Annotated in this window: 12 protein-coding genes; 10 read left to right on the forward strand and 2 right to left on the reverse strand. The window is 65.9% G+C overall.

Features of this window, described 5'->3' with window-relative positions:
* Window positions 1–56: 56 nt before the first annotated feature.
* From ACTJLC_RS10505 to ACTJLC_RS10540, 8 genes are all read left to right on the forward strand, one after another.
* Entirely contained in the window at window positions 57–641 is a 585-nt protein-coding gene (locus ACTJLC_RS10505) for an amino acid synthesis family protein (RefSeq protein ID WP_083082756.1), read from the forward strand.
* 145 nt (window positions 642–786) lie between these two features.
* Window positions 787–2,727, forward strand: a complete 1,941-nt coding sequence (locus tag ACTJLC_RS10510; protein WP_114163908.1) for an ABC transporter permease — start codon at window positions 787–789, stop codon at window positions 2,725–2,727.
* On the forward strand, window positions 2,724–3,533 hold the full coding sequence (locus tag ACTJLC_RS10515) for an ABC transporter ATP-binding protein (RefSeq protein WP_073430453.1): 810 nt from the start codon (window positions 2,724–2,726) through the stop codon (window positions 3,531–3,533). Before ACTJLC_RS10510 ends, ACTJLC_RS10515 begins: the two co-directional genes overlap by 4 nt.
* Window positions 3,530–4,243: an ABC transporter ATP-binding protein gene (locus ACTJLC_RS10520; protein WP_083082750.1), complete on the forward strand. Its 714-nt coding sequence runs from the start codon at window positions 3,530–3,532 to the stop codon at window positions 4,241–4,243. Before ACTJLC_RS10515 ends, ACTJLC_RS10520 begins: the two co-directional genes overlap by 4 nt.
* Window positions 4,244–4,280: 37 nt before the next feature.
* Window positions 4,281–5,480 (forward strand): amidohydrolase family protein, encoded by a 1,200-nt coding sequence (locus ACTJLC_RS10525; protein ID WP_083082748.1) that lies wholly within the window; start codon window positions 4,281–4,283, stop codon window positions 5,478–5,480.
* A 16-nt stretch (window positions 5,481–5,496) separates the two neighbouring features.
* A complete protein-coding gene (locus ACTJLC_RS10530; RefSeq protein ID WP_083082746.1) occupies window positions 5,497–6,024 on the forward strand; it encodes a (2Fe-2S)-binding protein in 528 nt (175 codons plus the stop codon).
* Window positions 6,021–9,632 (forward strand): molybdopterin cofactor-binding domain-containing protein, encoded by a 3,612-nt coding sequence (locus tag ACTJLC_RS10535; protein ID WP_310129630.1) that lies wholly within the window; start codon window positions 6,021–6,023, stop codon window positions 9,630–9,632. Before ACTJLC_RS10530 ends, ACTJLC_RS10535 begins: the two co-directional genes overlap by 4 nt.
* An 81-nt stretch (window positions 9,633–9,713) precedes the next feature.
* Window positions 9,714–10,922 (forward strand): ABC transporter substrate-binding protein, encoded by a 1,209-nt coding sequence (locus ACTJLC_RS10540; protein WP_083082743.1) that lies wholly within the window; start codon window positions 9,714–9,716, stop codon window positions 10,920–10,922.
* A gap of 167 nt (window positions 10,923–11,089) precedes the next feature.
* On the opposite strand, the gene ACTJLC_RS10545 is transcribed toward ACTJLC_RS10540, so the two are convergent.
* A complete protein-coding gene (locus ACTJLC_RS10545) occupies window positions 11,090–11,341 on the reverse strand; it encodes a hypothetical protein (RefSeq protein WP_073430447.1) in 252 nt (83 codons plus the stop codon).
* Window positions 11,342–11,521: 180 nt separating this feature from the next.
* Here ACTJLC_RS10545 and ACTJLC_RS10550 point away from each other — a divergent pair, with 180 nt between their 5' ends.
* Complete coding sequence (locus tag ACTJLC_RS10550; RefSeq protein ID WP_114163906.1) at window positions 11,522–12,046, forward strand: DUF6496 domain-containing protein; 525 nt, start codon at window positions 11,522–11,524, stop codon at window positions 12,044–12,046.
* A gap of 92 nt (window positions 12,047–12,138) precedes the next feature.
* Here the strand turns inward: ACTJLC_RS10550 and ACTJLC_RS10555 are convergent, their stop codons facing one another.
* Window positions 12,139–13,467 (reverse strand): aspartate aminotransferase family protein, encoded by a 1,329-nt coding sequence (locus ACTJLC_RS10555; RefSeq protein WP_083082740.1) that lies wholly within the window; start codon window positions 13,465–13,467, stop codon window positions 12,139–12,141.
* Window positions 13,468–13,673: 206 nt separating this feature from the next.
* On the opposite strand from ACTJLC_RS10555, the gene ACTJLC_RS10560 reads away from it, so the two are divergent.
* Window positions 13,674–15,089, forward strand: coding sequence for an aminotransferase-like domain-containing protein (locus ACTJLC_RS10560; RefSeq protein WP_310129627.1), 1,416 nt, complete (start codon window positions 13,674–13,676; stop codon window positions 15,087–15,089).
* Window positions 15,090–15,100: the final 11 nt, after the last annotated feature.

The raw sequence follows: 15,100 nt of genomic DNA on the forward strand, positions 1-15,100 counted from the left end.
CGCCGCGGCGCGCTGAAACATACCCGCGGAACAACGCATCGAAACCGGAGAGCGACATGGCAATCAAGCTTCGCAAGCTGATCGTGCAGGTGGACGAAACGCGCATTGAAATGGGGCAGGCCATCGAGCCGCCGACGCGCCGCGCGGTCGCCATCGCGGTGATCGATAATCCCTATGCGGGCCGCTACGAGCCGAAGCTCGACGCGCTGATCGAAGCCGGCGAGGAACTGGGCGGCCTGCTCGGCAACAAGTGCGTCGAGGCGCTGGGCATCGAGCCGGGTGACGCGCAAAGCTACGGCAAGGCGGCGATCGTCGGCGAGGCGGGCGAACTGGAACATGCGGCGGCGATCTTGCATCCCAAGCTCGGCGCGCCGCTGCGGGTGGCGGTCGAAAAGGGCGCGGCGTTGGTGCCGTCCGCGAAAAAGATGGGCACGCTCGGCACCGCGATCGACGTGCCGCTCGGCCACAAGGACGCGGCCTACGTGCGCAGTCATTTCGATGCGATCGAAGCGCGTGTTGCGGATGCGCCGCGCGCCAACGAAATCGTCGTCGCGGTCGCGGTGACGGCTTCCGGCCGGCCGCTGCCGCGCATCGGCGGCCTGCAGGTGAGCGAGATCAAGGGCGAAGACGGTTTGCGCTGAGTCGTTGCGCTGGCCCCCAAGGGGACTTCCGGCGTATTGTCCTGCCGTCGACGCGTGCGCGCATGGTGCCGCACGCTATAACGTCTGCTGTTCGTGCGTGGCGGGCCAATCGCGACGATCGAACCGCAAGCTGCCGAGGGGCACGATGCTTTCGAATTTGCTGGTACAACTGGTCAACGGACTCGCCGATGCGTCGACGCTGTTTCTCGTCGCCGCCGGTTTGTCGCTGATCTTCGGCGTGACGCGCATCGTCAACTTTGCGCACGGCTCGTTCTATATGTTCGGCATCTACGTCGCGTATAGCATCGCGAGCCGCTTCGGACAGACGGCCGGCGGCTTCTGGCTGTCGGTGCTGGCAGCCGCGCTGGTGGTCGCGGTGCTCGGCGCGCTGGTCGAGATGATCGTGTTGCGGCGCATCTATCAGGCGCCCGAGTTGTTTCATCTGCTCGCCACGTTCGCGCTGGTGCTGATCTTTCGCGACGCCGCGTTGTGGCTGTGGGGCCCGCAAGACCTGTTCGGACCGCGTGCGCCGCATCTTGCCGGCGCGGTCGATTTCCTTGGCCATCCGCTGCCCACCTACGATATCGCGTTGATCGTGATCGGGCCGGTGGTGTTGCTGCTGCTCTGGTATGCATTGACGCGCACGCGCTGGGGCACGCTGGTGCGCGCCGCGACCCAGGATCGCGAGATGCTCGGCGCGCTCGGCATCAATCAGGCGTGGCTGTTTACCGGCGTGTTTTTCGTCGGCGCGTTTCTCGCGGGTTTGGGCGGCGCGCTGCAAGGGCCGCGCATGTCGGCGAATCTGTCGCTCGATCTGGAGACCATCGGCAACGCGTTCGTGGTGGTGGTGGTCGGCGGCATGGGTTCGATTCCGGGCGCGTTCGTCGCCGCGCTGATCATCGCGGAGATCAAGGCGCTGTGCATCGGCATCGGACACGTGACGATCTTCGGCGTCGGCCTTTCGTTGAGCCGCTTTACGCTGGTCGCCGAGTTCGTCGTGATGGCTGTCGTGCTGGTGGTGCGGCCTTGGGGTTTGCTAGGCAAGGCGAGCGCCGCGGTGCGCGGCATGGCCGCGCCGGAAACGCCTTTGCGCCCCGCGGGCAAGCGCCTGAAATGGCTCGCCGCGGTCGCGCTGCTGGTACTCGTGCTCGCGCCGCTCGCGGCCAATGCGTTTCCCTATATGCCCGTGCTGCTGGTGGAAATCCTGATCGCCGTGCTGTTCGCGACGAGTCTGCACTTCATCATGGGACCGGGCGGCATGCATTCGTTCGGCCACGCCGCTTACTTCGGACTGGGTGCCTACGGCGCGGCGCTATTCATCAAGGTTCTGAATCTGCCGATGGAAGCCGCGTTGCTGCTCGGGCCGCTGCTGGCGGTAGCCGGCGCGCTGGTGTTCGGCTGGTTCTGCGTGCGCCTCTCGGGCGTCTATCTCGCGATGCTGACGCTCGCGTTCGCACAGATCGTGTGGTCGGTGGTGTTCCAGTGGGACGACGTGACGGGCGGCAGCAACGGCATTCTCGGTTTGTGGCCGTCGAACTGGTTGTCCTCGCCGGTGGCTTATTACTATCTGACGCTCGCGTGCGCGGTGCTCGGCGTGTGGCTGCTGCGCAAGATGCTGTTCTCGCCGCTGGGTTACGCGATGCGGGCGTCGCGCGATTCGGTGTTGCGCGCGGAGGCGATCGGCATCGACGTGAAGCGCGTGCAGTGGGCGGCCTTCGTGATCGCGTCGCTGTTTTGCGGGCTGGCCGGGTCGCTCTATGCGTTCTCCAAGGGGACGATTTCACCGGAGGTGATCAGCGTGAGCCGTTCCGTGGACGGCCTCGTGATGGTGCTGCTCGGCGGCTTGCAGACGCTGACCGGGCCGATCGTCGGCGCGGCGGTGTTCACGTGGCTGCAAGACACGGTCGCGCGGCAAACCGACTATTGGCAGGCGCTGCTGGGCTTGACGATCCTGCTGCTGGTGATCGCGTTTCCGCAAGGCATCGTCGGTTTCATTCGCGAGCGTTTCGGCGACGACAACCTCGACCAGGCCGAAGCGAACGCCGCGCCGCCTTCGCGGCGCGCGGCGATCAAGGAGGGGCTATGAGCTTGCTGCGTGTCTCCGGCCTCTCCAGGTCGTTCGGCGGCCTGAAAGCGGTCGACGACGTGTCCTTCGATCTCGAAGCCGGTCAACTGCTGGCGCTGCTCGGCCCGAACGGCGCGGGCAAGTCGACCTGCTTCAACATGGTCAACGGCCAGTTGCAACCGTCGTCCGGCTCGATTCGCCTGAACGATCATGAACTGGTCGGCATGCGGCCGCGCGATATCTGGCGGCTGGGCGTCGGCCGCACGTTCCAGATCGCCGCGACCTTCAATTCGATGACCGTGCTTGAAAACGTGCAGATGGCGCTGGTGTCGCGCGAACGCAAGACGTTCGGCTTGTGGAAACCCGCGGGCTCGCGCTACGCCGATGAAGCGCTCGCGCTGCTCGAACAGGTCGGCATGGCCGCCGACGCGAACCGCGCGTGCGGCGTGCTCGCGTACGGCGACGTGAAACGCGTCGAACTCGCCATTGCGCTCGCCAACCGTCCCAAGCTGTTGCTGATGGACGAACCCACCGCCGGCATGGCGCCGAAGGAACGCAACGAGTTGATGGCGCTCACCAAGCGTCTCGTCACCGAGCACAAGATCGGCGTGCTCTTCACCGAGCACAGCATGGACGTAGTGTTCGCCTACGCCGATCGCATGATCGTGCTCGCGCGCGGCAAGCTGATCGCCGAGGGCGACGCCGAGACGATCCGCAACGATGCACGCGTGCAGGAAGTGTATTTCGGCACCGGCAAGACCTTCCAGCCGCATGCGCCGCTGCACGAAGCGGCGGCGGGCGAGCAAGGACGAGGAGCGCTGCAATGAGCGAGCCGATGCTGAAAGTCGCCGGCCTCAACGCGTTCTATGGCCGCGCGCACATTCTGTTCGACGTCGGGCTCGAAGTCGGGCGCGGCGAAGTGGTGGCGCTGATGGGCCGCAACGGTGCGGGCAAATCCACGACGATGAAAGCCGTGATGGGTTTGCTGCCGCGCCGTCAGGGCGAGGTGCATTTCCGCGGACAGAACATCGCGGCGCTGCCGTCGTACAAGATCGCCCGCATGGGCATGGGCTTCGTTCCCGAAGACCGCCGCGTGTTCGCGGACTTGACGGTGATGGAGAACCTCGACACCGGCCGTCAGCCGCCGCGCGAAGGCGCGCCGCAATGGACGCCGGAAAAACTCTTCCGCCTCTTTCCGAATCTGGGCGAAATGCCGAAACGCCCCGGCGGCCAGATGAGCGGCGGCGAGCAGCAGATGCTCACCGTGTCGCGCACGCTGATGGGCAATCCGTATCTGGTGTTGCTCGACGAACCGTCGGAGGGCGTCGCGCCCGTGATCGTCGAACAGATGGCGAACATGATTCTCGAACTCAAGCGCGAAGGGCTGTCGATTCTGTTGTCGGAACAGAACCTGCATTTCGCGGAACTGGTGAGCGACCGCGCGTATGTGCTCGAAAAAGGGCAGATCCGTTTCAGCGGCACGATCGCCGAACTCACGAAGAACGAAACCGTCAGGCGCGCTTATCTGAGCGTGTGATTGCGTCGGCACGCGGAAATTGCGAAAGGAGAAGCAGATGGCAGCAGAGACGTTGACAGGCTTGTCGGGCAAGGTCGCGATAACGAACATCGGGCTGCTGTTATCCGGCGACATCGATCAGCCGATTCTCGACGCGAATACGCTCGTGATCGACGACGGCGTGATCGTCGCGATCGGCATGGAAAAGGACTGCGATCTGGAAGGCGCGCGCACCACGGTCGATTGCAAGGGCACGACTGTCGCCCCCGGTCTGATCGACTCGCACGTGCATCCGGTATTCGGCGACTGGACGCCGCGCCAGAATCAGATGGGCTGGATCGAATCGAATCTGAACGGCGGCGTCACCACGATGATCTCCGCCGGCGAGGTGCATTTGCCCGGCCGCCCCAAGGACGTGCTCGGCGTGAAGGCGCTGGCGATCACCGCGCAACGCTCGTTCGAGGGAATGCGCGGCGCGGGCGTCGGCGGCGGCGTGAAGGTGATGGCCGGCGCGCCGGTGATCGAGAAGGGCATGGTCGAAGAGGACTTCAAGGAACTCTCGGAAGCGGGCGTGAAGCTGCTCGGCGAAGTCGGCCTCGGCAGCGTGAAGGGCGGCGAGGAAGCCGCGCAAATGGTGGCGTGGGCGCGCAAATACGGCATTCAAAGCACGATTCACACGGGCGGTCCGTCGATTCCCGGCTCCGGGCTGATCGACCGCGACGTGGTGCTTGCCGCCGACGCCGACGTGATCGGCCATATCAACGGCGGCCATACGTCGCTTTCCTATCGGCACGTGTGCGACTTGTGCGAGCAATCGAGCCGCGCGCTGGAAATCGTCCACAACGGCAACGAGCGAATCGCGTTGCTCACCGCGCGTCACGCGATCGAACTGAAATGCCCGCACCGGATCATTCTCGGCACCGACAGCCCCGCGGGTTCCGGCGTGCAACCGCTCGGCATTCTGCGGATGATCGCGTTGATTTCGAGCCTCGCCGATATTCCCGCTGAAATCGCCTTCTGCTTCGCAACCGGCAACACCGCGCGGCAACGCAATCTGCGTCAGGGTTTGATCGAAGTGGGCCGTCCCGCCGACCTCGTGTTCATGGATCGCGCGCAGCACACCGCGGCGGATACGCTGCTCGAAAGCGTGCGACTCGGCGATATTCCAGGCGTGGGCATGGTGATGATCGACGGTCTGATCCGTTGCCGGCGCAGCCGCAACACGCCGCCGGCGACCGAAGTGCCGGTCGTGCTTTGAACGCGCGCCGCGCTTCATGAACCGCCCGGCACCGCTTACGCTGAAGGTGAACGGCGCGACGCATCTCGTCAGCGCCGCCGCCGACACGCCGTTGCTTTATCTACTGCGTAACGATCTCGCGCTCAATGGTCCGAAATTCGGTTGCGGTCTCGGCGAATGCGGCGCATGCACAGTCTTGCTCGACGGCGTGCCGACGCGTTCATGCGTGACGACCGCGAAGGTCGCGCTAGGCCGCGAAATCACCACGCTCGAAGGGCTCGGCACGCGCACCGCGCCGCATCCGGTACAGCAGGCGTTCATCGAGGAACAGGCCGCGCAGTGCGGCTATTGCCTGAACGGCATGATCATGACGGCCAAGGCGCTGCTCGATCGCGATCCGCATCCGGGTGTCGAGACGATTCGGCGCGAGTTGTCGCGCAATCTGTGCCGTTGCGGCACGCATGTCGAGATCGTGCGCGCGGTGCAGCGCGCCGCTGAACTGCTCGCCGCGCAACCGGCCGCGACGGCCGCGCAGCAGGGAACGCACGAGGGAGCGCGCGCATGACGGGGCCGGACTTCAGCGTCGATCGACGCGCCGCGCCGCCGTCGCGCCGGCAGCTTTACGACGCGCGGAACGTGCTGATCGTCACGCGGCCCGCGCAAGCGCCGGTAAAGCCCGCGATCGGTCAGCCGGGCTCGCGCTCGTCGTTCGTGCCGACCGAGGCGGACATGTTTCTCGTGGTGCGCGACGACGGCAGCGTGGTCGCGTTCAACGGTCACGTGGATCTCGGCACCGGCATCGGCACGGCGCTCGCGCAGATCGTCGCGGAAGAACTGGATGTGCCCTTGACGCGCGTTTCGATCGTGCTCGGCCATACCGGCGAAGCGCCGAATCAGGGGCCGACGATTGCGAGCGCGACGATTCAGATTTCAGCGGTGCCTTTGCGGCACGCGGCGGCCCAGGCGCGGCAGTATCTCCTGGCGGAAGCGGCGGCGCGTCTGCATGTCACGGCGGAGCAACTCGACGTGCGCGACGGCGTGGTCTTTCCGCGCGGCGGCGATGCGGCCACAGGCATCGGCTACGGCGAACTGATCGCCGGGCGGCGCGTGGAACTGAAGCTCGCCACCGATGCGCCGTTGAAATCGCCGGATGCGTACAAGATCGTCGGCAAGAGCGCGCCGCGTGTCGATATTCCCGCCAAGGCAACCGGAGAATTGAGCTTCGTGCATGACGTGCGCGTGCCCGGCATGCTGCACGGCCGTGTGGTGAGGCCGCCCTATGCGGGCATCGCGCAGGGCGAGTTGATCGGCAATAGCCTACTGCATGTCGATGAAAACTCGGTCAGCGATTTGCCGGGCATCGTCAAGGTGGTGGTGATTCGCGATTTCGTCGGCATCGTGGCGGAGCGCGAGGAAGTCGCCCAGCAGGCAGCGAAGCGGCTCGACGTGCGGTGGAAAACGGTGCAGGCTTTGCCGCCGCTCGAAACCAGCGCGGAAGTGGAAGCCGCGTTGCGCGCCAATCCGGCGAAGCGCCGCGATCTGGTGATCGAGGGCGAGGTGGACGCGGCGCTGGCGCGAGACCCCGCGCGGACGCTCGAAAGCACGTACGTATGGCCGTTTCAGATGCATGCGTCGATTGGACCGTCGTGCGCGGTCGCCGATTACCGCGAGGGCAAGTTGAAGGTGTGGTCGGGCACGCAGAATCCGCATTCGCTGCGCGCCGATCTCGCGTTGCTGATGTCGATGGACGAAGCGCGGATCGACATCGTGCGTATGGACGCGGCGGGCTGCTACGGCCGCAATTGCGCGGACGATGTCGCCGCCGACGCCGCGCTGCTTTCACGCGCGACCGGTAGCCCGGTGCGCGTGCAACTGTCGCGCGAGGACGAGCATGCGTGGGAACCGAAGGGCGCCGCGCAACTCATGGACGTGCGCGGCGCTTTAGGCGCGGAAGGCGAATTGGCGGCGTATGACTTCGCGACGCGTTATCCGTCGAACGATGCGCCCACGTTGGCGCTGCTGCTCACCGGCGCGATCTCGGCGGAACCGCAGGTGTTCGAAATGGGCGACCGCACGGCGGTGCCGCCGTATGACTATCGCGCGATGCGCATCGTTTGCGACGACACCCCGCCGATCGTGCGGGCGTCGTGGCTAAGAGGCGTGTCGGCGGTGCCGAACACTTTCGCGCATGAATCGTTCATCGACGAACTCGCGGCGCAGGCGGGCGTCGATCCGATCGAGTTTCGTCTGAGGCATCTGAGCGATCCGCGCGCGATCGATCTGGTCAAGGCGGTGGCCGAAAAAGCCGGCTGGGAACCGCGCAACGTCGCGTTGAAAGAGGCGCGGGAACAAGGCGACATCGCGCGCGGCCGGGGCTTCGCTTACGCCCGTTATGTGCACAGCAAGTTTCCGGGCTTCGGCGCGGCGTGGTCCGCGTGGGTCGCGGACGTCGAAGTGAATCGCAAGAGCGGCGAACTCGCCGTGACGCGCGTGGTGGTCGGCCAGGACACCGGCACGATGATCAATCCGGACGGCGTGCGCCATCAGATACACGGCAACGTGATTCAGGCGACCAGCCGCGCGTTGAAGGAGCGCGTGACCTTCGGCGAAAACGCGGTGACGAGCCAGGAGTGGGGCGCGTATCCGATTCTGACGTTCCGTGAAGTGCCGGTCATCGATGTGGTGATGATGCCGCGCCACGGCGAGCCGCCGATGGGCGCCGGCGAATCGGCGTCGCTGCCCGGCGCGGCGGCGATCGCGAATGCGCTCTACGACGCGACAGGTGTGCGCTTTCGCCGGCCGCCATTCACGCCGGAAACGATCCGTGCCGCGCTCGCCGATGCGCAAGCCGAGGAAGCGGCGGCGCGCAAGAAAAAGCGCTGGCGTCTGGGTTTTTTCGGCGCGTTCGCGGCGGGCGCGGCCGGCTGGCTCGGCGCATTGACGCTTGCGCCGCAAGCCATTGCGCCGATCACGCCGCCCCTCGCGAGCGCCTTTTCGCCGGAACGGGTGGCGCGCGGCAAACTGCTGGCGTCGCTCGGCAATTGCGCCGTTTGCCATACCGCGCGCAACGGCGTGCCGAACGCGGGCGGCAAGCCGCTCGATACGCCGTTCGGCATCGTCTACAGCACCAACATCACGCCCGATGCGCAAACCGGCATCGGCACATGGTCGCTCGACGCATTCGTGCGGGCGATGCGGCAAGGCATCAGCCGCGACGGGCATCACTTGTATCCCGCGTTCCCGTACACGTCGTTCAGGAACACCTCCGACGACGATCTCAAAGCGCTCTACGCGTACCTGATGGCGCAAACGCCGGTGCGTTCGCGTCCGCCGGAAACCAGGCTCGTGTTTCCGTTCAGCGTGCGTCCGCTGATGGCCGCATGGAACGGGCTCTTTCTCGAGCGCACGGCGTTCACCGCCGACGCGACGCAAAGCGCGCAATGGAATCGCGGCGCGTATCTGGTGAACGGGCTCGGCCATTGCGGCGCGTGCCACACGCCGCGCAACGCATTCGGCGCCGAGAAAACCGGCGCGGCTTTCATGGGCGGCGGCCTGGCGGAAGGGTGGGAAGCGCCTGCCTTGTCGACGCTTTCCAACGCGCCCGTGCCCTGGAGCGAGGACGAATTGTTCAGCTATTTGCGGCAGGGTCACGCGCCGCTGCATGGCGTCGCGGCGGGGCCGATGGCGCCGGTCGTCGGCGAACTCGCGGCGTTGCCGGATAGCGATATTCGCGCGATGGCCGCGTACCTCGCGTCGCTCAATCCATTGCAAGCGAATGCCGATCCGGCGGCGCTCGCGCGTCAGTACGAACAGGCGAGCGCGATCACGGGCACACCGTCGGGCCTCGGCGCGCGGCTTTTCGACGGCGCGTGCGCGGCCTGTCATCACACCGGCAGCGGGCCGCAATTGTTCGGCGCGCATCCCTCGCTCGCGCTCAACACGAACCTGCACAGCGCGACGCCTGACAACCTGATTCGCGTGATTCTCGACGGCATCGGCTCGCCTGCGCGTCCTGAACTCGGTACGATGCCGGCTTACCGCGACAGTTTCAACGACGCCCAGATCGCCGAACTCGTCACGTATCTGCGTCAGCAGTTCGCCGGCGGCAAGCCCGCCTGGCAGAACGTGACGGCGAGCGTCGCCCGGATTCGCGCGACGCCGCGGGCAGAGTGAACCGAGTGAAGCATTGGCCGCATCGAGCGCCGGATAACAACGACCCGCATTCCCGCAATCCCTTTGATCACGGAGAAACGCATGACCACGCGCGCAGGATGGATGTCCCGCCTCACGATATCGACGGTGTTGTCGCTCGCCGCGTTGGGCGCGAGCGCCCAGCAGACCATCAAGATCGGCGAGATCAACAGCTACAAGGCGCAGCCCGCCTTTCTCGGGCCTTACAAGAACGGCTGGAATCTGGCGCTGGAACAGGTGAATGCGGCGGGCGGCGTGCTCGGCAAGCAGCTCGAAGTGGTCTCGCGCGACGACAACGGCAACCCCGGCGATACGATCCGCGTCGCGCAGGAGTTGATCGCACGCGAGCAGGTGCAATTGCTGTTCGGCGGTTTCCTGTCGAACACCGGCCTCGCGCTTACCGACTTCGCGAAGCAGAAGAAGATTTTCTTCCTCGCCGCCGAGCCGCTGACCGACAAGATCGTGTGGGCCGATGGCAATAAATACACGTACCGTTTGCGTCCTTCCACGTATATGCAGGTGGCGATGCTGGTGCCGGAGGCGGTCAAGCTGAAGAAGAAGCGCTGGGCGCTGGTGTATCCGAACTACGAGTACGGGCAATCGGCGGTGGCGACGTTCAAGAAGCTGCTGACGGCCGCGCAACCGGACGTGCAGTTCGTCGCGGAACAGGCCACGCCGCTCGGCAGCGTCGACGCGGGCGCGGTGAGCCAGGCGATCGCCGATGCGAAGCCCGATGCGATCTTCAACGTGCTGTTCGGCGCCGATCTCGGCAAGTTCGTGCGCGAAGGCAATACGCGCGGTTTGTTCAAGGACCGCAGCGTGGTGTCGCTGCTGACCGGCGAACCCGATTACCTCGACCCGTTGGGTGCGGAAGCGCCGAGCGGCTGGATCGTGACCGGCTACCCGTGGTATTCGATCGATACGCCGGCCAACAAGAAGTTCGTCGATGCGTATCAGGCCAGGTATCACGATTATCCGCGGCTCGGCTCGGTCGTCGGTTATTCGGCGCTGATGTCGCTCGCGGCCGGCATCAGGAAGGCGGGTTCGGTCGATTCGGACAAGCTCGCGGCCGCATTCAAGGGACTCGGCGTGGAGACGCCGTTCGGGCCGGTCACGTTTCGCGCGCAGGACAATCAGTCGACGATGGGCGCTTATGTCGGCGTGACGGGTTTGAAGGACGGCAAGGGGGTGATGACTTCGTATCGTTATATCGACGGCGCGAGCGTTCAGCCGTCGGATGCCGAGGTGAAGAAGCTGCGGGCCGCGGAGTAGGGTGGGTTGTGCGTAGGCCCGCCGCGGCGGCCAGCGAGCGCTGCGGGCCTACGGAGAAATGCGGCGCGGACCAAAAGACCAAAAGACCAAAAGACCAAAAGACCAAAAGACCAAAAGACCAAAAGACCAAAAGACCAAAAGACCAAAAGACCAAAAGGCCAGCAAGCCTATTCCTCCGCGTCGTGCTCGATCACGAACCGCCTCAGATAAGCCAGCACGGCAGCCTCGACGGCGCGATGATCCGCGGTGCTCTTCGAGCCCGCGTTCTCCTCGTCGCCGAACAGCGAGGAGGGCGCGTCATGCACGTCCACTTCCTGGCCTTCGCGAAACACGCGAATCTCATGAACGTCTTCGGCGTATTCGGCGATCCAGTGCACGCCTTCGATATGCACGCCTGCGCGAACGGTGGGTATCTTCATGGGCGTCTCCAGGCGGGTCGGACCACGGCGCCAACCCTCGCCATTACCATACGCCGTCCACGTGAGCGGCGCGAGTCCCGCAGCCGATTTCGTGACGTGGTTCGGTTGTCGGTTCGGTTGTCGACCCCCGGCACGGGTGTTGCTGCATGACAGAGGCCCACAGCCAACTGGAGGACTGTCATGCCCGAAAAGAAAACCATCAAGCGTGCCGAAGCCGATAAACGCGCCGGCAAGGCACCCAGCACTCAGGCCGGTGAGTTCGTCAAGGAACAGGTCGACAAGGTGCGCGCCGGCAAGCACGGCGTCAAATCGGCCAAGCAGGCCATTGCGATTGGTTTGTCGGAAGCGCGCCGCGCGGGTGTCGCGCTGAAGCCGCCGAAGAAGGGCACCACGAGCGAGGCCACCCGCAAGAAAGCGGAGAAGGACAGCGCCGCCGGCCAGCACAAGAGCACGGCGAAGAAGAGCGCCAGCACCGAAACGAGGGCCAAGCGCTCACGCGTCTCGGAGAGTGTGCTCAAGCGTGAAAGCGGCGCGGGCGCGTCGCACGCGGCGATGTCGAAACAGGCCAAATCGGCTGCGGCCAAACGTCCGGCGGCCAGCCGGTCGGCCGCGGCAAAGAAGGCCGCTGCCACGAAGGGTGCCGCGGGACGTTCCGCAGCCGCCAAAAAAGCCGCGCGGACAAGGGCTGCACGCGCGCATCACTAGCTCACGGCGTAGCGCCCGGCGAGCGTGTGCTTCACAAACGGCGCGGCGGCGCGCAGCGCATGGAGCCGCGCCGCCGCCGCCGTTCAAGCGATTTACTGCACCGTCGCCAGCACGTCGCCCACGGTCTTGAAGAGGTGGGCGATCTGTTCTTCATCGATGATGAGCGGCGGCGAGAACGCGAGAATGTCGCCGGTAAAGCGCACCAGCACACCCGCCTCGAAGCACTTGACGAACGCCTCGTAAGCGCGCGCGCCCGGCGCGCCGTCGCGCGGTTCGAGTTCGACGCCCGCGATCATGCCGAGGTTGCGAACGTCCTTCACGTGCTTCGCGCCGCGCAGCGAGTGCGCGGCGGCTTCGAACGTCGGCGCGAGCGACGTGGCGCGCTCGAACAGACCTTCACGGCGATACAGGTCGAGCGTGGCGACCGCGGCGGCAGCCGCTGCCGGATGCGCCGAATACGTGTAGCCGTGGAACAGTTCGATCGCGCCTTGCGCGCCGCTGTTGACGATCGTGTCGTGGATCGTGCGGCTTGCCGCCACCGCGCCCATCGGAATCGCGGCGTTGTTGATGGCCTTCGCCATCGTGATCAGGTCGGGCGTCACGCCGAAATATTCGCTCGCCGTCGCTTTGCCGACGCGGCCGAAACCGGTGATCACTTCGTCGAAAATCAGCAGGATGCCGTGCTTCGTGCAAATCTCGCGCAGCTTCTGCAGATAGCCTTGCGGCGGAATCAGCACGCCCGTGGAACCGGCCACCGGTTCCACGATCACGGCCGCAATCGTCGACGCATCGTGCAGCGTGACGATGCGCTCCAGGTCCTCGGCCAGATGCGCGCCCCAGGCGGGCTGGCCCTTCGAGAACGCGTTGTGTTCGAGGTTGTGCGTGTGCGGCAGATGATCGACCGCCGGCAGCAGCGCGCCGGAAAAGGTCTTGCGGTTCGGCGCGATGCCGCCGACCGAAATGCCGCCGAAGCCCACGCCGTGATAGCCGCGCTCGCGGCCGATCAGACGCGTGCGCTGGCCTTCGCCGCGCGAACGGTGGTATGCGAGCGCGATTTTCAGCGCGGTGTCGACCGATTCGGAACCCGAGTTCGTGAAGAAGATGCGGTCGAGGCCTTGCGGCATCAGTTCGGCGACTTTCGTGGCGGCTTCGAACGCGAGCGGGTGGCCCATCTGGAACGTCGGCGCGAAGTCCATGGTGGACAGTTGCCGCGTGATCGCGGCGACGATCTCGTCGCGGCCGTGGCCGGCGTTCACGCACCATAGACCCGCGCAGCCGTCGAGCACCTCGCGCCCGTCGGTGCTGCGGTAGTACATGCCCTTGGCCGATTCCAGCAGGCGCGGCGCGGCCTTGAACTGGCGGTTCGCCGTGAAGGGCATCCAGAAAGACGACAGGTCGTCGATGACGGGGCGCGAAGTCATGGGTTTCTCCTCGAAGTGGTCCCCCAAGGCGACTTCCTTTGGGGCGTTGCGAAACTGTAGCGTCCGCGGTTTAATGGCGGCATAAACAGTTGACGCAGTGTGACGCTAACTGTGTTGGTGGATCTGTGCGAACTGTGTCGATGAATCGCCTTCGTCTCGCACCTTGTCACGCTAAATCGGCCGCCGCCAGGCTCCTGATCCCGACCATGATCGAACTACAACTTGAGCGCGACCGGCGCGCCGCTCCCACGCTCGTCGAGCAGGTCGTGCAGGGTTTCGCGAGCGCGATCGAGGCGCAATCGCTGCGCGCGGGCGCGTTGCTGCCGTCGGTGCGTCAGTTGGCGCACAGCCACGAACTGAGCACCTTCACCGTCACCGAGGCTTACAACCGTCTCGTTTCGATGGGTTTGGTGGTCGCGCGGCGCGGCTCCGGCTATCGCGTGGCGGCGCGCTCGCAATCCACGCGGGTGGCCGCCACCGACTGGCAGCCGCCGAGCCTCACCGCGACCTGGCTGCTCTCGGACGTATTCGCCGACCATTCGGTGCCGATCAAGGCGGGCGGCGGCTGGCTGCCGAACGAATGGATCAACGAGACCGGTTTGCAGCACGCGCTGCGCGCCATGAGCCGGGTGCCGGCGGCGCGTCTGGGCGATTACGGGCATCCGTACGGCTTCGCGCCGTTGCGCGAGCGGATCGCCGAACAACTCGACCGCCGCGGCTTGCCCGTCGATGTTTCCAACGTGCTGCTCACGCAAGGCGCGACACAAGGGCTCGACCTGATCGTCCGCACGTTGCTGCGCGCGGGCGACGCGGTGATCGTCGAAGATCCGGGCTATTGCAATCTGCTGCAGATTCTCAAGCTGGCGGGGCTGGTCGTGCATGGCGTGCCGCGCACGCCGGCCGGCGTCGATACGGACGTGCTCGAAGCGCTGGTCGCGCAGCACAAGCCGAAGGCGATCTTCGTCAACACCACCTTGCAGAATCCGACGGGCGCGACGTTCGGCATGTCGGCGGCGTTCCGCCTGCTGCAAATCGCCGAGCGTCAGCGCATGTGGGTGATCGAGGACGACGTGAGCCGCGAGCTTGCACCCTCCGGCGCGCCCTTGTTCGCCGCGATGGAAGGCTTGCAGCGCGTGCTGTACGTGGGCGGCTTTTCGAAGACGGTGACGCCGGGGCTGCGCTGCGGCTACGTGGTCGCCGAGCGCGCGGTGCTGCGCGAACTGGCGCGCACGAAGATGGCGGTGGGCTTGACGTCGTCGGAGGCGATCGAGCGGATCGTCGACAAGGTGCTGCTGGAAGGGCGCTACGCGCGTCACGTGGAAGCGGTGAACGAGCGGCTCAAGCTGGCGCACGCGACGGTGGAGGAGCGGCTCGATTCGCTCGGGCTCGACGTGTTTCACCGGCCGCGCGCCGGCCTGTTCCTGTGGGCGCGCCTGCCGATCGACGCCGGGCGCGCCGGCGAAGTGGCGACCGCCGCGCTCGCGCATGGCATCTGGCTCGCGCCCGGTTCCTATTTCCGTCCCGACGACGCCCCGAGCGCCTGGTTCCGCTTCAACGCGCCGTACTCGACCGACGACGCGCTATGGCGGTTCATCGAACGAGTCGGGCAGGGCGCGCTCTAGCCGCGCTCAGG

Origin of the sequence: Paraburkholderia sp. 22099, from assembly GCF_052045835.1 — a bacterium.
Lineage (GTDB): Bacteria > Pseudomonadota > Gammaproteobacteria > Burkholderiales > Burkholderiaceae > Paraburkholderia > Paraburkholderia terricola.